This window comes from Jidongwangia harbinensis (assembly GCF_020216025.1).
GTDB lineage: Bacteria > Actinomycetota > Actinomycetes > Mycobacteriales > Micromonosporaceae > Actinoplanes > Actinoplanes harbinensis.
Window position 1 is genome coordinate 1 of record NZ_JAIWNC010000040.1, and the last position, 22,596, is coordinate 22,596.

At 67.2% G+C, this 22,596-nt stretch carries 22 protein-coding genes and 2 pseudogenes; 16 read left to right on the plus strand and 8 right to left on the minus strand.

The genetic code is table 11. The features are described 5' to 3' along the window. Nucleotides 1–116 (minus strand): DUF5984 family protein (locus tag LDL48_RS45225; RefSeq protein ID WP_225259483.1); only part of this gene is annotated, 116 nt, incomplete at its 3' end. Between the two features lie 9 nt (nt 117–125). Then, nucleotides 126–383, minus strand: coding sequence for a hypothetical protein (locus tag LDL48_RS34900; protein WP_225259413.1), 258 nt, complete (start codon nt 381–383; stop codon nt 126–128). Nucleotides 384–389: 6 nt separating this feature from the next. On the opposite strand from LDL48_RS34900, the gene LDL48_RS34905 reads away from it, so the two are divergent. Further along, nucleotides 390–1,268 carry an ATP-grasp domain-containing protein gene (locus LDL48_RS34905; RefSeq protein ID WP_225259414.1) on the plus strand — a complete coding sequence of 293 codons (879 nt, stop codon included), beginning with the start codon at nt 390–392 and terminating at the stop codon, nt 1,266–1,268. A 465-nt stretch (nt 1,269–1,733) separates the two neighbouring features. Then, entirely contained in the window at nt 1,734–2,627 is an 894-nt protein-coding gene (locus tag LDL48_RS34910; RefSeq protein WP_225259415.1) for a transposase family protein, read from the plus strand. A 130-nt stretch (nt 2,628–2,757) separates the two neighbouring features. On the opposite strand, the gene LDL48_RS34915 is transcribed toward LDL48_RS34910, so the two are convergent. Next, nucleotides 2,758–3,219 (minus strand): NUDIX domain-containing protein, encoded by a 462-nt coding sequence (locus tag LDL48_RS34915; RefSeq protein ID WP_225259416.1) that lies wholly within the window; start codon nt 3,217–3,219, stop codon nt 2,758–2,760. A gap of 395 nt (nt 3,220–3,614) precedes the next feature. Between LDL48_RS34915 and LDL48_RS34920 the strand changes: the two genes are divergently transcribed. From LDL48_RS34920 to LDL48_RS34935, 4 genes are all read left to right on the plus strand, one after another. Then, nucleotides 3,615–4,091 (plus strand): VOC family protein, encoded by a 477-nt coding sequence (locus LDL48_RS34920; protein ID WP_225259417.1) that lies wholly within the window; start codon nt 3,615–3,617, stop codon nt 4,089–4,091. A gap of 396 nt (nt 4,092–4,487) precedes the next feature. Then, on the plus strand, nt 4,488–4,757 hold the full coding sequence (locus tag LDL48_RS34925; protein WP_225259418.1) for a hypothetical protein: 270 nt from the start codon (nt 4,488–4,490) through the stop codon (nt 4,755–4,757). 597 nt (nt 4,758–5,354) lie between these two features. Beyond that, the gene (locus LDL48_RS34930) at nt 5,355–5,918 is read left to right on the plus strand and encodes a hypothetical protein (RefSeq protein ID WP_225259419.1); all 564 of its coding nucleotides are present in this window, start codon (nt 5,355–5,357) and stop codon (nt 5,916–5,918) included. 74 nt (nt 5,919–5,992) lie between these two features. Then, on the plus strand, nt 5,993–6,907 hold the full coding sequence (locus LDL48_RS34935) for a tyrosine-type recombinase/integrase (RefSeq protein WP_225259420.1): 915 nt from the start codon (nt 5,993–5,995) through the stop codon (nt 6,905–6,907). 200 nt (nt 6,908–7,107) lie between these two features. On the opposite strand, the gene LDL48_RS34940 is transcribed toward LDL48_RS34935, so the two are convergent. Continuing rightward, the gene (locus LDL48_RS34940; RefSeq protein WP_225259421.1) at nt 7,108–7,311 is read right to left on the minus strand and encodes a glycine zipper domain-containing protein; all 204 of its coding nucleotides are present in this window, start codon (nt 7,309–7,311) and stop codon (nt 7,108–7,110) included. A gap of 820 nt (nt 7,312–8,131) precedes the next feature. On the opposite strand from LDL48_RS34940, the pseudogene LDL48_RS45230 reads away from it, so the two are divergent. After that, nucleotides 8,132–8,263, plus strand: a pseudogene (locus LDL48_RS45230) (YegP family protein); the annotation flags it as partial. Nucleotides 8,264–9,288: 1,025 nt separating this feature from the next. Further along, a complete protein-coding gene (locus LDL48_RS34950) occupies nt 9,289–12,699 on the plus strand; it encodes an ATP-binding protein (protein ID WP_225259422.1) in 3,411 nt (1,136 codons plus the stop codon). Between the two features lie 102 nt (nt 12,700–12,801). On the opposite strand, the pseudogene LDL48_RS34955 reads toward LDL48_RS34950, so the two are convergent. Then, nucleotides 12,802–13,260: pseudogene (locus tag LDL48_RS34955) on the minus strand (transposase); the annotation flags it as partial. 31 nt (nt 13,261–13,291) lie between these two features. Here LDL48_RS34955 and LDL48_RS34960 point away from each other — a divergent pair. From LDL48_RS34960 to LDL48_RS34985, 6 genes are all read left to right on the plus strand, one after another. Then, a complete protein-coding gene (locus LDL48_RS34960) occupies nt 13,292–13,540 on the plus strand; it encodes a GNAT family N-acetyltransferase (RefSeq protein ID WP_308016530.1) in 249 nt (82 codons plus the stop codon). A gap of 269 nt (nt 13,541–13,809) precedes the next feature. Continuing rightward, nucleotides 13,810–14,055 (plus strand): hypothetical protein, encoded by a 246-nt coding sequence (locus LDL48_RS34965; protein ID WP_225259424.1) that lies wholly within the window; start codon nt 13,810–13,812, stop codon nt 14,053–14,055. Then, entirely contained in the window at nt 14,019–14,375 is a 357-nt protein-coding gene (locus tag LDL48_RS34970) for a hypothetical protein (protein WP_225259425.1), read from the plus strand. The genes LDL48_RS34965 and LDL48_RS34970 overlap by 37 nt, the downstream gene beginning before the upstream one ends. Next, nucleotides 14,372–15,085, plus strand: coding sequence for an integrase catalytic region (locus tag LDL48_RS34975; protein WP_225259426.1), 714 nt, complete (start codon nt 14,372–14,374; stop codon nt 15,083–15,085). The genes LDL48_RS34970 and LDL48_RS34975 overlap by 4 nt, the downstream gene beginning before the upstream one ends. Next, entirely contained in the window at nt 15,086–15,457 is a 372-nt protein-coding gene (locus LDL48_RS34980) for an integrase core domain-containing protein (protein ID WP_225259427.1), read from the plus strand. Nucleotides 15,458–15,793: 336 nt separating this feature from the next. Beyond that, nucleotides 15,794–16,603 (plus strand): integrase core domain-containing protein, encoded by an 810-nt coding sequence (locus LDL48_RS34985; protein WP_225259428.1) that lies wholly within the window; start codon nt 15,794–15,796, stop codon nt 16,601–16,603. Between the two features lie 85 nt (nt 16,604–16,688). Here the strand turns inward: LDL48_RS34985 and LDL48_RS34990 are convergent, their stop codons facing one another. From LDL48_RS34990 to LDL48_RS35000, 3 genes are all read right to left on the minus strand, one after another. Continuing rightward, nucleotides 16,689–17,924: a pentapeptide repeat-containing protein gene (locus LDL48_RS34990; protein ID WP_225259429.1), complete on the minus strand. Its 1,236-nt coding sequence runs from the start codon at nt 17,922–17,924 to the stop codon at nt 16,689–16,691. 335 nt (nt 17,925–18,259) lie between these two features. Then, the gene (locus tag LDL48_RS34995; protein WP_225259430.1) at nt 18,260–19,477 is read right to left on the minus strand and encodes an eCIS core domain-containing protein; all 1,218 of its coding nucleotides are present in this window, start codon (nt 19,475–19,477) and stop codon (nt 18,260–18,262) included. Nucleotides 19,478–19,852: 375 nt separating this feature from the next. Then, nucleotides 19,853–20,629: an AfsR/SARP family transcriptional regulator gene (locus LDL48_RS35000; protein WP_225259431.1), complete on the minus strand. Its 777-nt coding sequence runs from the start codon at nt 20,627–20,629 to the stop codon at nt 19,853–19,855. Between the two features lie 214 nt (nt 20,630–20,843). On the opposite strand from LDL48_RS35000, the gene LDL48_RS35005 reads away from it, so the two are divergent. Together LDL48_RS35005 and LDL48_RS35010 are read left to right on the plus strand one after the other, a co-directional pair. Then, entirely contained in the window at nt 20,844–21,026 is a 183-nt protein-coding gene (locus LDL48_RS35005; RefSeq protein ID WP_225259432.1) for a hypothetical protein, read from the plus strand. A 9-nt stretch (nt 21,027–21,035) separates the two neighbouring features. After that, nucleotides 21,036–22,580: a phage tail sheath family protein gene (locus tag LDL48_RS35010; RefSeq protein WP_225259433.1), complete on the plus strand. Its 1,545-nt coding sequence runs from the start codon at nt 21,036–21,038 to the stop codon at nt 22,578–22,580. Nucleotides 22,581–22,596: the final 16 nt, after the last annotated feature.

Genomic DNA, 22,596 nt, shown 5'->3' on the forward strand with positions numbered 1-22,596 from the left:
TGACCTCTTATCCAGTACCAGCCGCTGGTCAACCCAAACCAGTGCAGCGTCAGCTTGTCGCCGCCCCACGGCGGCACCTCAGCGTTAGGCCGAAGCTCGAACTCGAACTGAAACATCGACCACCCTCAGGACTGCACGTTTCGGACATCGGTCGGGGTCACGCGCCGGAGTTCCCCGTGATCAGCTCGATAGATTTTGGCATCCTCATCTGCCGCCGATAATGCGCAGTGTCGGTTACGGGCCGGATCGCGCGTCGGCGCCTGCAGGGCCAGCGCCGAGCCACCGATGCTTGAGACGACGACCGGCGGCCTGCTCCGGCGGTCGATGTCACGCGCCTGACGGTCGGTAAACCGGTAGTAGTTCACCGGATGGTCGTTGACCATGGCTGCATGTTGTTGCTGGTACCCACGGACGTGCTGCGGCCACGCCGCCCGGACGAGCATTTCGCGGCCGAAACTGCAGCGGCGCGCTCGGCCGGCGTCGAGGTCGCGCTCATCGACCACGACGCGCTCACCCGCGGCGGTGACCTCGAACCCGCGCTCGCGCGCGTGCCGCGCGGCGGTGAGGCGGTCTACCGGGGTTGGATGCTGCGCAGCGAGCAGTACGCGGTTCTGGCAGAGGCGCTGACGAACCGCGATGTGGTGCTGCGGACCAGCGCTGAACAGTACCGGAGGGCGCACGAACTGCCCGGCTGGTACACCGCCATGGAGACGGTCACCCCGCAGTCGGTGTGGACCCGCGATGACAGCCGCACCGCCTTCGAGGGTGCCTGCGCGATGATGCCCGCCGGACCGGCCGTGCTACGCGACTACACCAAGTCGATGAAACACCACTGGCACGAAGCAGCGTTCATCCCCGACGTCGCGGACACCGACGCAGCGTGGCGGGTGGCCAACCGGTTCCGGGAACTGCGCGGCGATGACTTCGTGGGCGGCTTCGTGCTGCGCCGCTTTGAACCGTTCACCGGCGCGGAAGTACGCACCTGGTGGATTCACGGCACCTGCCGGCTGCGGACCGCGCACCCCGACACCCCAGACGAACTCCCACCGGCCGGTCTGGACCTGACCGCCGTCACACCGCTGATCCGAGTGCTCCACCTGCCCTTCGTCACCGCGGACTTGGTACGACACGACGACGGCCGATGGCGCGTCGTGGAAATTGGCGACGGACAGGTCAGCGACCGTCCCCACAGCACAGCTCCGGACGACCTCATCACCGCGCTCAACGTCGAGCCCGTTGAAGCCGGCCTCCACCACGACCGGGCTTGACCCGTTTCGACGGATAGGTCGATGTCGAGGTCGCGAGGGCCGATGTGCGCCCGGGGCGAGTTATACAGCGAGGCGTTCCGGGGCGCCGGTGTTGCGGCCCGGCACAGAGGGCTACGGCTGTTCTGTACCGTCGCTTTGCCGACGGACTGCGGGTCACCATCCGACGCGCGCGGTCCGCACTCACCGCCGCCGCCGATCCCGCCGCGTTAGGCCGCCACGACAACGACACCGTGGTGACTACCGTCCGCCGCGGCACCGACCTCACCGCCACTGACGCCGACAAAGCAGTAGAGGGAACTGCCGAACCTCAATGTCCTTTGCCATCGAGGTGTGTCCCTCGTGCCAGCGAACTCTGTCCCGTCAGGGACTCGTGACATCTAACGACCTTGTGCACAGTAGACCGGCGGTGGTGCCGCTCGATTGGTGATGGATCATCGTTGGGTGTCGGTGCGGTGGGCTCGTCGGGTGTTCAGCCATTACGCGTTCACCGGGATCTCTCGCCGGCATCTGCACCTGCTGGTGGCCGAGTTACGCCCGGCGTGGTGGGCCGCTCGTGAGGGACGGTTGCACACCCGTCGTGGTGGTCACCGGCGGCGGGTTGCCGGTGCCGGGCGCCGACCGCGACTACGGTTCACCGATCGGCTGGCACTGACACTGGCGCATCTGCGTCTCGGTGTGCCGCACGAGGCCCTCACGGTAGCGTTCGGGGTGGACCGCTCGACGGTGACCCGGGCCATCGGGCAGGTCCGCCCCTTGCTGGCCGGTCGCGGATGCGCGCTGGCGACCGGGATCCGGCTGCGGACCTTGGCGGACGTGTTCGCCTACGCCGCCGCCGAGGGCGTGACGCTGCGCGTGGACGCGACCGAGGTCCGCGTCCGGCGACCCCGGGCCGGGCGGGCCGGACGCAAGGCGTTCGTATCGGGCAAGCTGAAGCAGAACACGATCAAGGCCACGATCGTCAGTGACGAGCACGGCTCGACGTTGTTCGCCGGCGGTTGCCGCCCGGGGCGTATGCATGACACCACCGCCGCCCGCGTCGAAGGCATCGACGCCCTGCTTGACGCCTACCCGCAGGTCAAGGTGCTGGTCGACGCCGGCTACCAAGGCGTGGCCAAAGATCACCCCGAGCAGGTCAGCGCCCCACCATTGAAGCTGCGCCCCGGCGCCGCGCACGCCCGACAGGTCCAATGGGAAACCGAACGCTCAGAGCAGTCCTCACGACGCATCCCGGTCGAACATGCCATCGCGGAGTTGAAGTGGTGGCGGCAACTGCAACGCTTCACCGGCCGCCGCGAGGTGCTACCCGAGACCATCGCCGCAGTCGCCGGCCTTGTCTCCGACCGCATGATCACCTGGTGACAGGACCACATCATCCCAGGTCACACGTCACCCACTATTGCGCACAAGATCGTAAGTTTGTCCGCCGGGTTGAAGCGTCGAACGGAACCGGCCTATGCCATGATCACGTCACCCGCAACGGGCAGATTGACTACGTCGCGAGGAACTCCCTCAAGATCAGGCGGATGTCAGCCGGGTGGAGGTTTAACACCTCGAACTGATCCGCGGTCGCCCACATCAGCTCGAAGCTGTTGTCCGGGCTGTTCTGCGCGGCTTCGGGGCCGGACAGCACGGGCACACCAGTGACGCCAACCATCTGGAAGTACTGAGCCGGACGGCCGTTGTGTTGCCCGAACCACAGTTGCCGGCCGACCGCGGCCCGCAGTTCGGTCTCCTCAGCAAGCTCTCGCACTGCCGCGACGGCGGCGGTCTCACCGTCCTCGACGTGACCGCCCGGCAGCACTGCATAGTGATGTCCCGGGCAGCGCGGGCCGGTCCAGCCACTGTCCTCGCACATGTCACAGTCCGAGGATGATGCGCCGCGGCGGAACCGCTTGATCAGCAACACTTGAGATCCTTCGGTCACGACCGCGACCGCGCGGGGAATCTTCACCACAGGAGTATGCCGACCTCGTGGCCGGGTCGAACAAAGAGGCGCACGGGGAGGGAACCGTCTCGACCCGGCGGACAACTTTCGATGGCATGAATCCCTGACGGGACAAAGTTCACTGGCACCAGGGACACAGTTCACAGGCAAAGGACACTCAAAGTGGTTTTGTCGTTGACATCGAGAGCCGGCGGGTTGGTGACTTCGGGAGCCACCTGACGACCGCGGAACTCAGTATCGGCGAGTTCGGGAGCCCCTCCGGGTGGAGTAGACAGGCAGAAGTTCGTGGGTTTGGACTGCCGAAGTCCGAGACGGCGTTGTCCGTCTGGTGGTTCGCTGGGTGCCATGGAGTACTGGGACTGGTCTGCAGGAGCTGAGTCGCTCGGGCGAGGAGCCGGTGGGTGGTGACCGAGCCGACTCCTGAGCAGCTCGCGGCGCAGAAGCGGAAGCTCGACCAGCGGCGTGCTGCTCGAGAGCAGGGCTACGCGCGGCTTGCTTCACCGCGCCGGCACGGCGACGTGCCTGGTGGAGTGGTCGCACCGTTGTCGGCGGTTCCGATTCTGCGCTGCGCTGATCTTGACCGAACGATCGCGTATTACGAGTTGTTGGGGTTCGCCTCTGACCGACTGTCGGGCTATGTCGTCTTCGCCGCTGGCAACGCCGAACTCCACCTCTCCAGGGACGGAACAGTGCTCGACCCGGGAGCGTGCCTCATCCATGTCAGTGACGCTGCCGCGACGCGCACGGAGCTGGTGGCGCGCGGTGTTCAGCTGGTCGGCGATCTGGAAGAGGACGGCAGAGCGGGTGCCGGGATCCGCAGCTTCACCGTGCAGGATCCGGACCGCAATCAGATTCGGTTCGCTAGCCCATGGCCATAGCCTTCGAGGCCAGTAGAGGCGTGTGACCTGGGTCTAATCCGGGAGCAAGAGAGCTACCCGTTCGGCGCGTTCTCCGGATGGACCAAGGCGTTCACCGACCCGCGACTCTGCGCGCGATCGTGGCCCCGGCTGACCTTCCGCCGACAACATCATCGAGACCGATGCTTTCCAGGCCGGCGGGCTTAACGCGGAACGGCGCGCTATCCCATTTCGGGGAACACTGGCTAATGGCTGGTGAATATTGCAGCCATTGGCTGGCAGCGGAGTTGTTGCGGGTGTGGGCACAAGCGGCGCACGACCGTAGCCGAATGACCGGACGGTAGCCCGCCGCACAGATCTGCCGCTAGTCGCGTACACCGGCGTGGCCGCTGAGCGCTTATCCAGTACCCTACGCGGGTGCCTGATGACGACTTCGCGATCAGACTGACCAAGGACCAGGCACTCGTCCTCTCCGACTGGCTTCACCGGATGATGGGCACCCCCGCGTTTGACGGCCTCCTGAATGAGGACCGTGCGGTCTGGTCGCCGATACATTCGATCGCTGGAGCCTTGGAGACCTCGTTTGTCGAGGTCTTCATGCCCGACTACTCCGATCGCCTCCACAACGCTCGCGAGCGGCTACTCGACAGCGTCGGCGATGTTGGCCGGCCGACCTCCGAGCAATGATGGACGACAGACGTGGTCACGCATCCTCATTTGCCGCGATCCGCGCGCTACGCGTCACGGTGAGGCGGGCGGCAGACGCACGGACATGCCGAGTTGAGTGCGTTTCATCTGATCTCGATCTTGTCTGCCAACTTCGAGCTGGATAGCCTAGCTTACCGGTGGAGTTCTGGCTCCGAATACGCAATATTCGTACGACGTCGTGCCGTATCGCGGTTCCCTTTAGCGGACACATGCGGGCGAGGCGACGGGAGCAAAGGTGCGCCAATGCGGAAATCACCCACGCGTAACCGTATCTCCTGGCGGATCGGACTGGGCCAACAAGGGTGCTCATGTCTATGTCGGCGGCGAAGAGGTTAGAATCTTGCCAGACTACAAGGGTGAGGTTGACGGGCGTCCGCTCCGACGGAAGGGGGGTGCGGCAGATCAGAGCGATGTAGATGCCGCGCTTTGCGCACTTAAGGAAGATAAGCAACTTCGCGACAATTTAATAGGCCACGCCGAATCGGTTATGCACCGCATGAATGCCGACGAATGGGGTGTCGGTGAAAATCGAGCGGTAGAGATGAAATTTCTAAACGATGCACTGCGGAGGATTTGATGGGCGGCGAAGAATTTGCGGCGCGGGTCGCGAGCTCGGGCACAGTCCTCGGGCTTTCGGCGGGAGTACCCACTGCTGAATTTGATGCCGCCCTCGCCGGTATAGAGTACCTGGAAGAGCCTGGGACTGGGCGACGGAAATCCAGCATCCTGCGGCGAGACTACGGCCTGCTTGAAGCGACTTTCCGCAAGGACGGAGCCGACTGGCGGTGCGATTCCATCATTGTCGAATTCCATCGACTTCTCACCGATAATAAGCTGACTTTTGAGTGGGAACCAATCGTTGGAGAAAGGTTTTCGACGGCCCCAAGATGGGATGTGGTGGAAAAAATCCTGACCGAGGTTGCCCCGCCTGAAAGTTGGGTATCCGGTGGATGTGATAACGATTTTAGGCTATTCGGGTTCCCTAATTCTTACGTAATGGCGCACGTTCTAGTCAGCGATGAGGAATCTCTAGATCCCGGAGATCCGGACCAGCTTTGGTCGCTCGAAATTCTTTCTCCTAGTAGCTGGTCTTCCATGTGGGACGCCAGGTATAGGTCGAGTCCCGCAATCAATGTCTAGCTGCCCAGGGCGGCGGACTCATCTGCCGCGCCGAGGGCGTTGGCGCCTATGCCGGCAGTAACGCACCGTGAGTTATGACTACCTCTTCAGTTCCCGATCAGCTTCCTGTCGTCGACGAGCGTCTGCTGCATGCAGCGGTAGCCGCGTACCTGGGCCGGTACCGGGGTGAGTCCCGGGTGCATACCGGTTCCGATCTCAAGGTGTTCCTGACCTGGTGCTCAGGTCAGAGCCTTGATCCGCTTGGCCTGGGCCGGGCTGAGGTCGAGCGGTATGTGCGCTGGCTGCAGGAGGTCCGCCGCTACCAACCCTCGACCGTCTCCCGGCGACTGTCAGTCGTGGTCGGCTTCTACCGCGTGTGCGTCATCGACCAAATCCTGGCTCACTCGCCGGCCGATTACGTGCGCCGGCCACCGATGCCGACCGACTCGCCCACCCTCGGGCTCGGGCACCTGCAGTTCGAAGCCTTGCTGACGACCGCACGGCTGTCGGCCAACCGCAACGACTTCGCCCTGATCGCGATGCTCGGTCTGCTCGGGCTACGAATCTTCGAAGCCTGCGGTGCGAACATCGCCGATCTCGGCGAGGAACACGGCCACCGCGTCCTGAAGGTCCGGGGCAAGGGCGACAAGACGGTGCTGATTCCGTTGCCGCCGGCGGCTGCGCGGGCAATCGAGCGCGCCGTCGACGGCCGACAGCAGGGGCCGATCCTGCGCAACCTGCGCGGCCGGCGAATGGATCGACACGCCGCGACCCGCCGGCTCCAGCAGCTGTCCGCGACAGCCGAGATCCGGATGCCCCGGATGCACCCGCACATGCTGCGCCACACCTTCGTCACCACCATGCTGGACGCAGGAGTCAGCCTGCGCGACGTGCAGATCGCCGCCCGGCACGCCGACCCGAAGACCACGATGCGCTACGACCGAGCCCGAAAGAACCTCGACCGGCACCCCAACTACATCCTCGCTGCCTACATGGCCTCCGGCACCTGAACACCCGAGGTCGACGACCAGAGGATCTCCCGGCCAGCGGGCCTCGCAGCCCGCGGTCCGTTGCCCGGCCATCCGATCACCTGCCGGGCGACGCGTGGCGGGATTCAACCAGCATTCGGAAGGAGGACGGTCGGGCGTGATCGCCGACGTACCCGGACATGCCGAGAAGAGTGTGCGGCGCCCAGACGCGGACGCGACGCTCAGGATTTGCCGCGGCTATTCGCTCGCGCGATGACGACGCCGGCGGTCACACCCAGGGCCGCACCCAGCGCCACACCGAGACCGACGTTGTTGAGCAGGATCCCGGCGACGACGCCGAAGGCAGCGCCAAAGGCGACCCAGACCCCGATATTTGACCAGATCCCGAGCCTTGCGGAGCCCCGAGGCTTGTCGTTGCTCGTCATCGGATCTTCTCCCAGGACGTTGAGCGGGAAGGCGGACGATCCGGCGGCCCACCGTGGCGAATGCGCAACCGTCACCCTCCACAAATTATCACCCGGCATCAATCGGCAAATCCTCGTCGAGGAGCCGGCCTCCGCCCTGATCTGCCGCTGATAATGCGCGTTGCCGGGGTCAGCACTTGTGCGCCGCTGCGCCTGCGGCCATCGGCCGTTCCGATGGGACTCTCGGAAGTTTCGAAGTTGATCATGGCAGGATCGCAGGCATGTCTGAACCGGGGCGTCTGGTGCCGTTCCTGTGGAACCTTGTCACGCCGGACGACCTCGGCTCGATGGTTGCCAGCACGAGCACACCGTATCTGTGGTTTCTCGCCGACCTGGTGGCTGCGCCGCAAGGTAACTCGCCCCCAGCGGCAACGGTGGCCTCATCTTCGTCGGCAGGTCCCTGGACTCGATGTTCGACCTTCTCGGTGGCGTTCCTGCCCACGACAGCGGGCGCGTCTGTGGCGGCTGCCGCTGTCTTTCCAGCGCTGTGTGCCGGCGGCGCGACGGCGCTGGCGCGCTGTCCACTGGTTCGTGGCGAGATCTGCAACGCCGTGCCTGCCCGCCGAGCCGATCAGATCGCTTCGCCGGCCCCCGGCCAGAACAAACCTTCCCGCGCAGCGCGGCGTTTCCGGCGGTGTGGCGATCGCTTGTTCGGGGTAACGGGCGAGACATTCGTATGGAAGGTCCCGCGTTGTGACCGCGACACGCGCCTGGGTGAAGGTGAGGTGACAGTGTCGGGCAAGTTCGAGATGTACAGCGACAAGGCCGGCAAGTTCGGTTCCGGCTCAAGGCCTCCAATGGGCAGGTCGTCGCGACCGGCGAGGCGTATGACAGCAAGACCGCGGCCAAGAACGGCTGCGAGGCAGTTCAGCGGGCCGCCAACGGCGCGGAGATCGCCGAGACTGACAACTGACCCACTGCCCTGGCGTAGCGAGGACCGGGACGACGCCAGGAGGGTGAGGCAGACCGAGATTCCGCACGAGCCGGTCATCCACCGTGGACCGCGCCCGAGACGAGTAGGCGACGAAGGTGCGAACTGAAAACAGTGGGTTTACGGTGAGTGATCTTGATCCAACGAAAACGGTGACCTGCGTTTCCGCAGGTCACCGGCTACTTTTCGTCGGGCTGACAGGATTTGAACCTGCGACCCCTTGACCCCCAGCATTGTTACATTTCTATCAAGCAATGCCAGTACGTGTCTCTATGTACGCAGAAACGGACACAACGACACCTCCGTGTCACCCAGTTCCGGGCAGTTCAGCAGAAGTTGATCAATACTGTGACCAGGCGTGTGACCACGCCCGATCAAGTGCGGTGCCTGCCGAATAATCCAGAACGTACTTCGGGAGGAATGAGGCGGCTCTCGTGTCGCGTAGAACGCGGGAATTTCCGACTCGGGCCTGAGAACATGGATGCAGAGGGATCTTTAGCGCGCGGATCGGCCGGAATCGGCGGCCACTTGACAGCCTATGAGAAGCGCACCTCTCCCCCATCGCCGCAAGGCGCCACGACCAAATATCACGTCCAACGTTCGAAATAGTACCTCGCCGCCGGGGATGCGCGATCATCCCGGTGGCCGCCGCCCTGACCGTCGTCGCCCTCGCGCGCCGGCACCGGCCGCGATCGTGGACCGCACACCGCCGACGCCGCCGTACGTCATCTACGCCTCCGGCCTGAAGTGGCTGTGCGGCTGCCTACCCCTCACGACCGGAATCCAGCGCTCGACAGACCGTGACGCCGCAGTCGGCGTTGACCTATGAGGTGTTCGCGGACGGGTCCGGCTGGACGGGCTCACCGACAACGGCACCGCGTACGGCTGCTGATGATTACGTCTGCGATCATCCGCACGAGTTGAGGAACCTGACAAACCGGGCCGGAGTCCGTTTCTCGACTGAGCGGCATCACCGAGGCGAGGACAGTCAGCGGCGGGAGGTTGCCATGGCTCGCGACTGGACGGCACTGGGTTTCGGCGTGCTCACGGAGGGCGTCAAGGCGCTCGTGCCGCCGGCGGCTCCGCTGATCAAGATTTTGGAGTCGGAGAAAGCCACCTTCGACAAATGGCGTGCGGACAAGGCACGGCAGAAGGCCTACGCCGACGCAGTACGGACCTGGGGCGAGCACCGCGGCTTCGGTGAAGCCTCCATCGAGGACGGACTGACGGCCGCCGCCGACATCCTGCGGCAGAACGGCGCGACCGTGGACGTGATAGCGCAGTGCAACCTGGATCACGCCGCGGTGGCCAGGCGCGTGCTGGCGGCAGACGTCCACCCGCAGCAGGCGGCGGGAAAGACCGCGCAGGAGGTGTGCCGCCACGCGATCGACGAGTTCTACCTGCGGCTCCTCCGCGACGACCGGCTCATGGTGCTCCTGGACCGGGCTGTCCAGCGGGAGCTGCTGCAACGCACCGCTGCTCTGCCGGAAAGCGTGGCCGACGCGCTCGCGGCCCGGGCGGGGTTGCCGCCGACCCTTCGCAGCCGGCTGGACGACCTCCGCCGGGACTACGAGCTGCTCGGCGGCCGGGATCGCGAACTGACCGAGCTCGACCGGTTCCGGGCCACGGCGGACTCCGGGTATCTCCTGCTGACCGGTGATGCGGGCATGGGCAAGACCGCTCTGCTGGCCGGCTGGATCCGGCGGCTGGAGCAGGCCGGCGCCGAGGTCGTCTATCACTTCATCAGCGGGCCGCACGACACCGCGGGTCAGCAGGACGTCATGGCCTCCCTGGTGGCACAGGCCGCGGCCGCGTGGCGTCAGCCGCTGGCGCCCGGCACCCTGAGCGCGACGATCCTGGAGCTCGAGGACACATGGCTTCGCCTGCTCCAAGGCGCGCCGCAGAACCCGGTGGTGATCGTCATCGACGGTCTCGACGAGGCCGAGACGGCGGCCTGGCAGGTGCCGAAGCGGCTCTTCCCGGAGCCCCTGCTCTCCGGCGTGCACGTCGTGCTGTCCGCCAGGTCCGTCGCGCACCGGGACTGGGCCGACTTCCTCGGCATCGACCAGCCCGCCCGCTTGACCGTCGGCAAGCTGGACGCCGCCGGAGTGGCGGACGTCCTCGACGCGGCGGCGGCGCCGCGCTGGGTCCGTGAACCGGGGGCGACACGCATTCTCCGCGAACGCACCGACGGCGACCCGTTCTATCTCGGCCTCCTCATCGAGGCGATCCGCACCGGCGAGATCTCGTCCGCGGCGGCCCTGACCCGCAGCCCGGCGAAGATGGAGGGTTATCTGGAGAACTGGTGGGACGACCTCACCAGCCGGGTGGACGACAAGCCCGCCGAGACGCTGCTCTCCTATCTCGTCGTCGCCGAGGGGCCCATCACCCGGACCGAGCTGATCGACATAGACGCGGACGACGCGCTTTCCGGCGTCACGTTCGGGAAGGCGTTCGACCGTGTCCGGCGCTTCGTCGTCGGCCGGCCGGCCACCGGTCTGTCGCTGGCCCATTGGCGGCTGCGGAACTTCGCCGAGGGTATGTATTCCGCCCAGGAGCTTCGCGGGCTCCGGACAGTCCTGTTCGACTGGTGCGGGAGATGGCGCGAGCATCGCTCCCGCTACGCGCTCGTCTCATGGCCGCGACAACTGCTCCGGCTGGGCGAGACGCCCGCCGCACTCCTCTGTGACGACGAGTTCCAGCGTGCCCGCGTCGAGGCGGCCGACGACGCGGCGGGCCTGCTGAGCGACCTCGAGGCAGCACTGCACGCACTACCCGGTGGCCGGCCGGACACCGTGCTGCTCGTCCGGACGGCTTACGAGCTCGAGACGACACGAGACCGCTGGCTGCGGCCCGACGCCGTGATCGCCCAGGCGCGCCGGGGCGCCCTCGCCGAGGCGGTCCGCCGGCTCGGGATGCTGGGGCCGCAGCCGGTCGGCCAGTGGACGGCAGCCGCCCGGCTGGTCCTGGCATTGTCCGCCGCCGAGGCCAACCCGGAGAACGTCCGCGACCTGCTAGGCAGGATGGCGCCGGACGTCCCGGGCGACTCCCTGCAGGCGGTGCTGCACGGGCGGGCACTGGCCAGGATCGGGGCCGGGAAGGAACCGGAGCTGACCATGTGGTTCCGGCACGGCCCGTTGCCGGAGGTGTCCGACCCCGACCGGGCGCTGGCCGCGCTGGAACGGGCCGGCGGGGCGCCGCAGTACGAGCGCGGCATCTCCGGGCTGCCGGCGCCGGAGGGCGACGAGGCCGGCATCTACCTGGCCGAGGAGGACGGCCCGTGGGTCGTCGCCTATGCGCGAGACAACCGGCAGGAGGGCGGGGACTGGCTCTCCACCTACATCGATCTGCACGTGGCCAACCCGTACGTGCTCTACCGCAACCGATCGCTGCTCTCGCTGTTGGCCGCCGTCGCGTGCCTGCCGGACGCCGACCAGGCGCTGGAATACGCGCAGCGGATCACGGCGGGCGCCTACTCCGGCGACACCGTTCGGTTCGCCGAGTTCGCCAGGCTGGCGCTGCATGCGCGGCGCGCACGCACCGCCCGTCTGGAACAGCTCCGAACGACGGCCGTCGACGCGGCCCGGCAGCTCCACGCGGGCCGGGACGGCGCCGACCGGTGGGGCCACCACACCAGGCGGCTCGCCGCGCACGCCGAGATCGCCCACCGCGTGCTCGGCGACGGGGACGGCGGACGGCGGTTGCTGACCGAGGCCAGGACCGTGCCGTTCGGATACGCCGGCTACCGCAGTCCCGCCTGCCTCGCCGCCGCCCAGGCCTGGACGATCGTCGACCCGGCCGACGTCGCGCTGCGCCGCTTCGAGCTGGACGAGGCGCTGGAGGCGGCGCACAACGTCCAGGAACCGTCGTTCGCCGCCGTGATGACAGCCCGGGTGACCACGGTGGCACGCTGGTGGGACGAGTCCGCGGACGATCTCGAGGAGATTGTGGCGGCCTTCACGTCGAACCCCGCGGCCACCCGCTTCGCGCCGCGCCTGACCATTGGCGAGCCGTTCGCCCGGCGGGCCCGCGTCAGCCATCTCTCCATCGACCACATCACCGAGCTGACCGGCCCCGAGGAGATCGCCGACGCGCTCGGCATGCCGCGGCCGGCCGTCACGCTCACCGGCCCCGGCGAAGTGGCCCTGCCGGACACCGGCTTCGTCCCGATGGTCGCGACCCACCTGTCGGCGAGGGTGTTCGCCGCCGACCTGCCGAATCGGCGGAAGGCCGAGCTCCTAGCCGCCCTGGTGCCGTTCGCCGCCGCGGACCCCACCCACCTCGATCAGGTGCTGGGCCGCCTCTTCTGCGTGGTGCCGGACCTGACCGACGACGCGTGGCAGGCCGTCGAACAACTCGTCGGGCAACGCACGACCGTGGAGCCCACCGGTGAATGGATACAGTTCCTGCCCGACTAGCTAGTAGTGCTTTGTCATGATCGTCGGCGGTGTCTGCGGTTCCGTTGTGGGAGGCGGGTTTTGCAGGTGGGGCAGGTGCCGATGAGCCGGGCGAGTAGGGCTTGCAGGCGTCGGAGTACGGCGTAGGGGGTCATTCCGGCGCACGGGTTTTGGGTCCAGGCGCTGCAATGTTAGGAAGGCGTGGGCTGCGCTGACGAGGGTGGTGTGGTGGTGCCAGCCTTGCCAGGTGCGGCCTTCGTAGTGGTCGAGGCCGAGGCCGGTTTTGATTTCGCGGTAGTCGTGCTCGATACGCCAGCGCAGTTTCGCCAGCCGCACCAGTCGCCGTTTCGAGGTATCGGCAGGCAGATTGGACAGCCAGTAGCGGGTGGGTTCGGCCTCTTCGGGCGGCCATTCGGCGATCAGCCAGCGCACCGGCAGGTCACCGAAGTCGGCGGCCCGGCGGTGCACGAGGCTGGCTGGGCGTAGGCGCAGGAACACGAAGTGCCCGCGCATCGGCCGGTTCCGGCCGTTGCGTCGGCGTGAGCCGGTGCGCCAGGTGACTTGCCGGACCGCTTCACGGCCCGCCGTCAGGACGTGGGTCATTGCCGGTTACGTGGCCTGGAGCCTCGACCCGGCTCGCCGCAACGGCAGCATCTCGCACCTCGCCGTTGCCGCCGAGTACCGCCGGCACCAGGTGGGCACCGCGCCGTGCGAGCACGCCTTCGCCGAGCTGCGAGCCCACGGAGCAGACGTGGTCGAGATCGGTACCGGAGGTGACCCCTTCCACGCACCGGCCAGAGCACTCTACGAAAGGCTCGGCTGCGTCCAGCTGCCGATCGCCGTCTACTACAAACAGCTCTGACCGGGCCTCCGGGACGGGTGCCGCATCGCACCCGTCCCGGAGGGTCCGGAGCAGGCCGCTGGGCAGTCGCCCCTTGCGGTGGGCCGACGAGATCCACCAGGCGATCCCCGGTAGCGGATTCCCGGCGGTGCACCCGCTGTCGCCGATCGTCAGTCCGGTCCGCGACGAGGCATACCCAGCCGATTCCCATCACTCGCCGAGCGCCGCCCTGCAGAGTTCTTACGCCGGTCCACCGCGGACCGGCGTACCGAACAGTTCCAGGAGGAACCATGCGACGCGCGACCCGCGCGATCTTCGGCTCGGCCGTGCTCGGCGGCTTCGCTCTGCTCACCGCCGCCCCGGCGCAGGCCGCCCCGGCGCAGGCCGCCCCGGCCGCCGCGCAGCCCACCCCGGCGGCGGCGGGAGCGGTGGCGCAGTACGGCTTCGCCTTCGCCGACCAGCCCAGCCCAGCAATCCTTCGTACGTCGCCAACGCCCGGATGTCGACCAACTCGACCGGCGGCACCAACACTGTGATCCGCTACCGCGCCGGCGACTACGAGGTGCGGATGCCCGGCCTCGGCGCCACGCCGGGCGGCAACGTGCAGGTGAGCGCCTACGGTAACCACACCAACCGGTGCAAGACGACGTACTGGCTGCCGCTCGACGGCGCCATGGCCGTCGGCGTGATGTGTCACAACCCGTCCGGGGCGCTGGCCGACACCCCGTTCACCGCCCAGTTCCACCGGGGCAGCAACGACCCGCAACAGCAGAGCGCCTTGTACCGTTCGGAAACTCGTCGCTGCTGGGATCGGTGTGGTGCGCCGCGACGACCTGCTGGAATCCTGGTCAGGTGATCGTCTCACTGGTGTACCAGCTGGCACGGAAGCTTCTCGCGGTCCCGGCGGTGTTGCTACGCCGGGACGTGACGAAGGAGGCCGAGCTGCTCGTGTTGCGGCACGAGAACGCGGTGCTGAGCAGGCAGCTCACCCGCCCGAGGCGGTACAGCCCGGCGGACCGGCTGTGGCTCGCGGCGCTGTCCTCACTGTTACCCCGACGCCGGTGGGCGCAGGTGTTCCCGGTGACACCCGCGACCCTGCTTGCTTGGCACCGCCGCCTGATCACGCGCAAATGGGACTACAGCATGCGCCGGCGAAAGCCTGGCAGGCCGCCAGCGGCCAGCGCGGTTAGGGCACTGGCACAGCGGCTGGCCAGGGAGAATCCGCGTTGGGGCTGCCGCCGCATCCAGGGCGAACTTGTGCGCCTCGGGCATCGCATCGGCGCCACGACGGTTTGGGAGATCCTCACGGCGGCGGGCCTCGATCCGGCCCCACGCCGCAGCGGACCAACCTGGCGCGAGTTCCTCACTGAGCAAGCTCACGGCGTGATCGCGTGCGACTTCGTCCACGTCGACCTGGTCGACCTGCGCCGGGTATATGCGCTGGTGTTCCTCGACCACGGCACTCGGCGACTGCACGTCGCTGGGATCACCGCGCATCCGACGGCATCCTGGACCGTGCAGCAGGCCAGGAACCTGGCCAGCGAGCTGGGCGCCCACGTTGACTAGTTGCGGTTCCTGATTCGTGATCGGGACGCCAAATACACCGGGTCCTTCGACGCGGTCTTCGCCGCCGACGGCATCGAGACGTTGAAGACCGCGCCACGGGCTCCTCGGATGAACGCCCACTGCGAACGGATCATTGGCACCCTCCGGCGCGAGGCGCTCGACCAGCTACTGATCTGGAACCAGACTCATGCCCGACGCGTCCTCGACGCCTACGCCCAGCACTACAACCAGCACCGCCCGCACCAAGCGCGAGGCCAGCTCCCACCACTCGCCGAAGAGCATCCGGCGCCGGTAACCGACCTGACCAGTCACCGGCTCCTACGAACCCGAGTGCTCGGCGGCGTAATCAACGAATACAGATACGCCGCCTGACCAGCAGCTACAAGTTCCGAACGGCACAGACTACGCGATGATGCCGTCTCATGCTCCTGCGACTGGCCTACCTCGGTATCACCAACGCGTTCACCCTTCTGCGACTGTTGCCAGGCAGCGACCGGGACAAGGACGCGGAGATCCTCGCACTGCGCCACCAACTCACGGTATTGCACCGCCAACTCGGCGGACAGCGGATCCGGTTCGACCCAGCCGACCGGGCATGGCTGGCCGCGCTGCTGCACCAACTCCCCCGACCCAGCCGGCACCGTCTACGGCTGCTGGTGCGGCCCGACACGATCCTTCGGTGGCACCGCGACCTGCTCGCGCGGCGCCATGCTGCAGCGTCGCGTCCCCGACGACGAGGCCGGCCACGCACCATCCGTTCGATCCGCGCCCTGGTGCTGCGCTTGGTCCGGGAGAACCCTTCCTGGGGCTACCGGCGGGTGCACGGGGAACTGCTCACCCTCGATTACGGTCGCCGCGTCGACGGTCTGGGAGATCCTGCGCGAGGCGGGGATCGATCCGGCCCCGGACCGGGCCGCCACTACCTGGTCGCAGTTCCTGCGTTCACAGGCCGAGGCACTGCTGGCCGCGGACTTCCTCGAGACGGTCACGCAGACCGGCACGAGGCTCTACGTCCTGGCGGTCATCGAACACGCCGGCCGCCGCGTCCGGATCCTCGGTGCGACCGCGCATCCGAGCGCCGCGTGGGTGACCCAGACCGCCCGCAACTTCGTGATGGACATCGAGGACGCGGGATGCCGGGTGAAGTATCTGATCCGCGACCGGGACGGCAAATACCCAGCCTTGTTCGATACAGTCCTCGCCGACGCCGGCATCACGGTCGTGCTCAGCGGCGTTCGGATGCCCCGGATGAACGCGGTAATGGAACGCTGGGTGCGGACCTGCCGCCGCGAACTGCTCGACCGGACTTTGATCTTTAGTCAGCGGCACCTGCTGCACGCGCTGCGCGAGTACGAGGTCTTCTACAACAAGCACAGACCGCATCAGGGCATCGCCAATGCCCGGCCACTGGCCCCGCTCCCCGAGCCGATCACCGACCCGGACCGGATCGCCCACCTGAACATCCATCGACGTGACCGCCTCGGCGGCGTCCTCCACGAATACGAGTATGCCGCCTGACCTGCCCGGATGACATTCTCGGCAGGTACAACCTCGGATCAAGATGGCGATGCTCTGCGGACGCGAAGTCCTGCTGAGGTGCCGTCTAGTGGACGGATCTCTGGCGCCATTCGCGGTGTACCTGAAGCGCTTCGCGCATCCCCGTCGGCAGCGTGGTGGCCTCGTCGATCTCGGCGGTGGCAAGTTGAGCGGCGTTTAGTCCTTCCGCTGCATCAGCGCCATCGGGCGTGTGCAGGACCACCTCCTGCAGCCGCGTCCCGAACAATTTTGCTCCATCCAGGTGCGCCTCGTGCAGCTGTGCTTGAGCCAGATTCGCCTGCTGCAGCTGCGCCTGGGCCAGATTCGCTTGCTGCAGCTGCGCCGCGAGCAGGTTCGCCTTCCGCAGCTGCGCCCTGATCAGCTTCGCCTCCTGCAGCTGCGCCGCGAGCAGGTCCGCCTTCTGCAACTGCGCCAGTGACAGGTCCGCCCGCTGCAGCTGTGCCTCTTCCAGGTAGGCCTCCTGCAACTGCGCCCCGACTAGGTTCGCCTCCTGCAGCTGCGCGCCGGGCAGGTTTGCCCTCTGCAGCTGCGCCGCGAACAGATCCGCCTGCTGCAGCTGCGCCTCCATCAGGCTCGCCTCCTGGAGCTGCGCCCGACGCAGGTTCGCATTCTGCAGCTGCGCCTCGCGCAGGTTTGCGTTCTGCAACTGCGCCCCGGACAGGTCTGCGTTCTGAAGTTGGCCGTGGGAGAGTTGGGCGCCGGTGAGTCTGAGTTCGGCGAGGTAGAGGATGCCGGGGGGTTCGTATTCGGGGCGACGCGGGCGGGTGACGATGGCCGTCAGCGCGGCTTGGACGTCCGGGTCGGGTTCGGCTGGCGGCTTTGGGCGGGGATAGATCGGCGAAGGTGTGTCGTCGGCGGTAGCTCGTGGGGCGCGGTGGCGGACGAAGGCGACGAGGACCTGAAGTACGTCGGTGTGGTGGCTCGGGCTGTCTCGCAGGACGTGGGTCAGGGCGTGGACGCCGCCGACGCGTACATAGAGCTCGGAGGAGCTGAGGTGTTCGAGGGCTTTGGTGAAGCGGTCGGTGACCTGGCCACGGTGGGCCAGGCGGTAGTTTCGGGCGGTGTAGAGAAGGCCGATGGCGACGACCAGAGCGCCGCCGCCGGAGACGACCAGCAGGCGGGCGTTGTGCGACGAAGTCGCGCGCTCAGCCGGGCTCATGGGCGACGCCGACGGCGCTGGAGTCGCCAGGTCAGGGACCAGCAGTAGCGGAGCGTGCCAGACGATCCACGAGTAGCCCATCAACGCCGCCACAGCGGCGAGGATTGCGAGGGTGAGCCACACCCATCGCGGCCTGCACCGAGCCCACCGGATCCCCGCAGCCATCCGACGTCCGATCGCCCTCGGCGATGCAGGCCCCCACTTGATCAGTGATCGTTGGGTCATAGAGTCAGGGTGCCTGGTGGAGGCTCGAATCCGGTATACCGACCGCCTGGCCCTGACTTGGTCTTTCGAAGCTGCGGGCACCATGGCCCGACGACCCAGATCATCTTGATGCCATGTGCAGCGGACCTCGCTACTCGTGAACTCTCGGGGGAATGGATCTGCATCGGCGCCGGTCGGTGACCGTGCCACGAGCGAGACCGACATCGTCGCATCGGCCGCGGTCGCGGACCGTGCTATCGCGGCTTAGCCTTCGATTTGGTGCTGCTCCTGAGCGGGTTCAGGTGGCCCTGTCGCGCGAACCAGTCATATAGGCTCCGATTCACCTTCTTGAGGCCCTTCGGATCCGCTTTGTACAGCGCAAATGCTTCCGCGAAGGCTTCCGGCGAGCTGACCTTCGAGTATTCCGTCAATGCCTCGCTACCGGCGATACGACTGTCGAATTCGGTGATGGTTCGAGTTTTGGCTACCTCGTAGCGCTTTGTGGCTGTTTCGGCGTTCTGATCGAGCTCTTTCGCCCTCTTCTCCAGCCTCCGATGCTGCTCTCTGCTCACTTCCGAACTGCTCTGATCGTTGATCTCCCCCGCCCCGTTGTCGTACGCGTCGATGGCCTTGCTGTAAGACTCGTATGCACGACGGAGCTCCGCGATCTCCATGGCGTGTCCAATCTCGTGCAGCATGTGGAACCGTTCAATCGGCACGCCCGCCATGGTTTCGCTGGTTGCCTCGGGGTCCTTGAAGCACTTATCGTACATCGATATCTTGTAGCTGCCGGCGGCGATGTCTGCTTCGTGCAGCCCGCATTCCTCGTCAGCCTGCGGCTGGTAGGTCGGGTCCTTCGCGCCGCGAGTGGCTGCGTCCGACCAGCGAAAGAAGATGTAGCCCTTCAGCGCCAGAGCCTCCTGCTTGGAAAGCTTCGAGAGTGTCCATTCCAGCGCCTTCAGGTCGTCCACGGACCACGTCTTGTCACCCGCCATGATCGTGATGCCGTACCTCTGCTGGAGGTCGGCCGCGCCGCCGCGTGCGCCGGGGGTCGGGGTCGGCCGCTTCACCTGCCGATAGAGCTTCGGTCCCCGCGAGCCGACGGGCGGTGCCATGCCGCCCGAGCCGACCATCGCAGCCGTCCGGTCGGCCTCGCGCTCGGCGTCGTCGCCGGGTCGGCTGGTCTCCAGAGGGATGGCAGGCCCGCACTGGTCACCCTGCTGCAGCACATGCATCAGTTCGTGTGCCAGCAGACCTTCCTCCTCGATCGAGGCAGCGTCAGTGCGGCCCGCGCCGAACACGACGTGCTCGCCAGCCGTGAAGGCCTGGGCGTTCACGGCTTGAGCAGCCTCGGCGGCCCGCGGACCGGTGTGGATGCGCACACGGCTGAAGTCGCGGCCAAAACGCGCCTGCATCTCGGCGCGGGTCGCGGTGCCCAGCGGCGCACCCGACGTGTGAAGCACCTCCGGCACGGCCGAGCTCAAGGCCAACGACGGCGCGGAGTCAAGTCGCTTGTGGTCGCAGGTCCCAGGAGGGCAGACATCTGTGCCACATCGCTGCAGGAGCCCCGTTGGGACCGGTACGCGAGGCGGCACCGGCCGTGCTCTTTCCGGCTGCGTCACTCGATCGAACATGGCCTTCCTCCAAGAGAGAACCTACGCCGTCCCCTACCGCCTGAGGTGCCAATGCTCGGCCGAAGCCGCGACCGTCGCATGATGCAGCGTCACGGCGTCGGCCCGGAAGCGCCGCCCGCCGCGGCGTCAGCCCCATCGAGGCGTCCCCGGCAAATCCGCCGGGGATGCCTCGACCGCGCATTCCAATCGTGATCTCGGATGGTGGCTGCCGCACTAGACGCTGTCCGGGTCGAGCCGGATCCGGTCGTACAGTCGCATGGTCAGCGGCTCGGGCAGGGCGGCGAACTCAGCGGCCAGCACGTGGTGACAGACCCGGAATTGGCGCAGCGCCTGGGCGCGCTCACCGAGCCGCACGTGGCAGCACATGACCAGCCGGTGCGCATCCTCCCGGCACGGGTCATGTGCCAGCAGCCGCATCGCATAGGCGAGTGCCGAGGGGTACTCGGCCACGCCGAACCGGTGGTCGGCAAGCCGGCTCAGCAGCGTGAGGTAGCTGGCCCGTAACCGCTCCCGCTCCACCACCGTGTGCAGGTCGCAGGTCTCGGTGAGATCGCCCTGGTAAAGCGCGACGGCCCGCAGCCACGACTCGACCGCGCCGGACATGTCACCGGTGTCCGCGAGCCGGTTGGCGTCGCGTACCAGCGCGTCGAATTCCGCGATGTCGGTGCCGACGCCGGCCACGGCGTTCAGCTCATAGCCGCCAGCGGAGTAGATCACCGGCGGCGCACCCTCGATCGCCCGGCCGAGGGTCTGGCGTAGAAGGTGAACCAGCGAGTTCAGAGAGTGGGTGGAGCGTTCAGACGCGGCGTCCGGCCAGAGCACACCGAGCAGCGCCTCGCGCGGCGCCCAGTGCCGGTCGCGTAGGGCCAGGGTGGAGAGCAAGGTGGCGGACTTGCCACTGGCGCGTACCGGCAGGGCCGCATCATGGGCGACCACGCGGAAACCACCCAGCAGGCAGATCAGGAGCTTCCCACCGGCACCACGTGTCATTACGGCCTCCGCCAGCCGCCCAGGCAATCCGCCACTGTCAACCATGAGCGCGCGGGTTGGAACGGTGCAAGCGACTATCGGAAATCAGATTCGATCCGGTGACACGGAAATGAGCGGGATCTGCCCCGCTTCTCACCCGGTTATGAGCACGGCATGTTCGACAGCTCAGGGGCGCCAGGTAGGACTTCAGGGAACGCACACCCCGGAGGGAGCGATGTCAGACAGCCTCTCGCGCTGGCACCACGTGACCACGGTGCTGCGGCTTGTCGTCGACGACGCCGCGGTGCTGTCGCACGGCGAGATCCTCGACCCTGCCGGCAATGTCCAGAAACGCTTCCCCGACTGGAACAGCCTGGTACCGACGCTTCGCGCGGTCTTGAAGAAGAACGAGGATTAGGGGACCACCATGCCCGTCAGCCCCACCTTTCCCGGTGTCTACATCGACGAGGTACCGAGCTCGGTACGCACGATCATCGGCGTGCCGACGGCGGTGCCCGCGTTTGTCGGCGTCGCGCTGCGCGGCCCGGTCAACGAGCCGCGGCACATCACCAGCTGGGCCGACTTCGAGCGGATCTTCGGTGGGCTGGACGCGAGCAGCATGATGAGTTACGTGGTGTTGCATTACTACCAGCACGGCGGCTCGGCGGCCGAGATCGTACGCATCGCCAAGAGTGACGCCGCCGAGGCCACCATCGACCTGCAGGACGGCGTGACGCTCAAGGCCGCGAGCCCCGGCGACTGGGGTCGCGGACTGCGCGCTCGGGTCGACCACAACACCAGCGACCCGACCGACAACGAGCTGTGGAACCTCACGGTGCGCGACACCGCGACCGGCGAGGAGGAGAGCTGGCGCAACATCGTCGCCGACCCGGCCTCACCGGCCAGCCTGGACAAGGTGTTGCAACGCTCCAACCTGGTCCGCGCCAGCGGGGATCTCACCAAGCGGCCGAACAAGCAGGCCGATCCACCGGCCGGCACGGATCCGTTCGCCGATCCGGCTGGCGGCGCCGCGCCGACGACGTTCGTGCAGGCCACCGGCGGTGGTCCGGGAGGCGTGCCCGGCGACACCGAGATCAAGGGCAGCGAGGCCGCTAAGACCGGCATCTACGCCCTGCTCAAGACCGACATCTTCACGATGCTCTGCATACCGCCGATCAACCGGACCACCGACGTGGGTGTGGTCGCCGACGCCGCCAAGCTCTGCGTCGACCGGCGCGCCATGCTGATCGTCGACCCGCCGAAGGACTGGACCGACCTGGACAAGGCGGTCGCCGGCGCTGCGAACCCACCGGGCGGCGGGGTCAACGGCCGCAACGCCGCGCTCTACTTCCCCCGGTTCAAGGCGCCGGACAAGGACGGCTTCGTGCAGGAGTGGCCGCCGTGCGGCGCGATTGCCGGCATCTGGGCCCGCACCGACGGCCAGCGCGGCGTCTGGAAGGCACCCGCCGGTACCGACGCCTCGGTCACCGGCCTGCAGGAACTCTCCGTCAAGCTGACCGACCCGGAGCACGGACGGCTCAATCCGCTCGGCATCAACTGCCTGCGCACCTTCCCGGTCATCGGCTCGGTGGTGTGGGGCGCCCGCACGCTGCGCGGCGCGGACCAGCTCGCCAACGAGTGGAAGTACGTCCCGGTACGCCGCACCGCCCTGTTCATCGAGGAGACCCTGTTCCGCGGCACCCAGTGGGTCGTCTTCGAGCCGAACGACGAACCGCTGTGGGCGGCGATCCGGCTCAACGTGGGCGCGTTCATGAACACGCTGTTCCGCCAGGGCGCGTTCCAGGGCCGCACCCCGAAGGACGCCTACCTGGTCAAGTGCGACGCCCAGAACAACCCGCAGAACGACATCGACCGCGGGGTCGTCAACATCCTCGTCGGTTTTGCCCCGCTGAAGCCGGCCGAGTTCGTCCTGATCCACATTCAGCAGCTCGCCGGGCAGATCGCCGTCTGATGCGCTAGGAGACCAC

What these genes read in the sequence shown, in the direction of transcription:
- LDL48_RS34965 (WP_225259424.1), top strand. Translation starts at nt 13,810, where the DNA reads ATGCGACGCGCGACCCGCGCGATCTTCGGCTCGGCCGTGCTCGGCGGC.
- LDL48_RS34900 (WP_225259413.1), bottom strand. Translation starts at nt 383, where the DNA reads ATGGTCAACGACCATCCGGTGAACTACTACCGGTTTACCGACCGTCAG.
- LDL48_RS34930 (WP_225259419.1), top strand. Translation starts at nt 5,355, where the DNA reads ATGGGCGGCGAAGAATTTGCGGCGCGGGTCGCGAGCTCGGGCACAGTC.
- LDL48_RS35000 (WP_225259431.1), bottom strand. Translation starts at nt 20,629, where the DNA reads ATGACACGTGGTGCCGGTGGGAAGCTCCTGATCTGCCTGCTGGGTGGT.
- LDL48_RS34970 (WP_225259425.1), top strand. Translation starts at nt 14,019, where the DNA reads ATGTCGACCAACTCGACCGGCGGCACCAACACTGTGATCCGCTACCGC.
- LDL48_RS34935 (WP_225259420.1), top strand. Translation starts at nt 5,993, where the DNA reads ATGACTACCTCTTCAGTTCCCGATCAGCTTCCTGTCGTCGACGAGCGT.
- LDL48_RS34905 (WP_225259414.1), top strand. Translation starts at nt 390, where the DNA reads ATGTTGTTGCTGGTACCCACGGACGTGCTGCGGCCACGCCGCCCGGAC.
- LDL48_RS34940 (WP_225259421.1), bottom strand. Translation starts at nt 7,311, where the DNA reads ATGACGAGCAACGACAAGCCTCGGGGCTCCGCAAGGCTCGGGATCTGG.
- LDL48_RS35010 (WP_225259433.1), top strand. Translation starts at nt 21,036, where the DNA reads ATGCCCGTCAGCCCCACCTTTCCCGGTGTCTACATCGACGAGGTACCG.
- LDL48_RS34985 (WP_225259428.1), top strand. Translation starts at nt 15,794, where the DNA reads ATGCTGCAGCGTCGCGTCCCCGACGACGAGGCCGGCCACGCACCATCC.
- LDL48_RS35005 (WP_225259432.1), top strand. Translation starts at nt 20,844, where the DNA reads ATGTCAGACAGCCTCTCGCGCTGGCACCACGTGACCACGGTGCTGCGG.
- LDL48_RS34950 (WP_225259422.1), top strand. Translation starts at nt 9,289, where the DNA reads ATGGCTCGCGACTGGACGGCACTGGGTTTCGGCGTGCTCACGGAGGGC.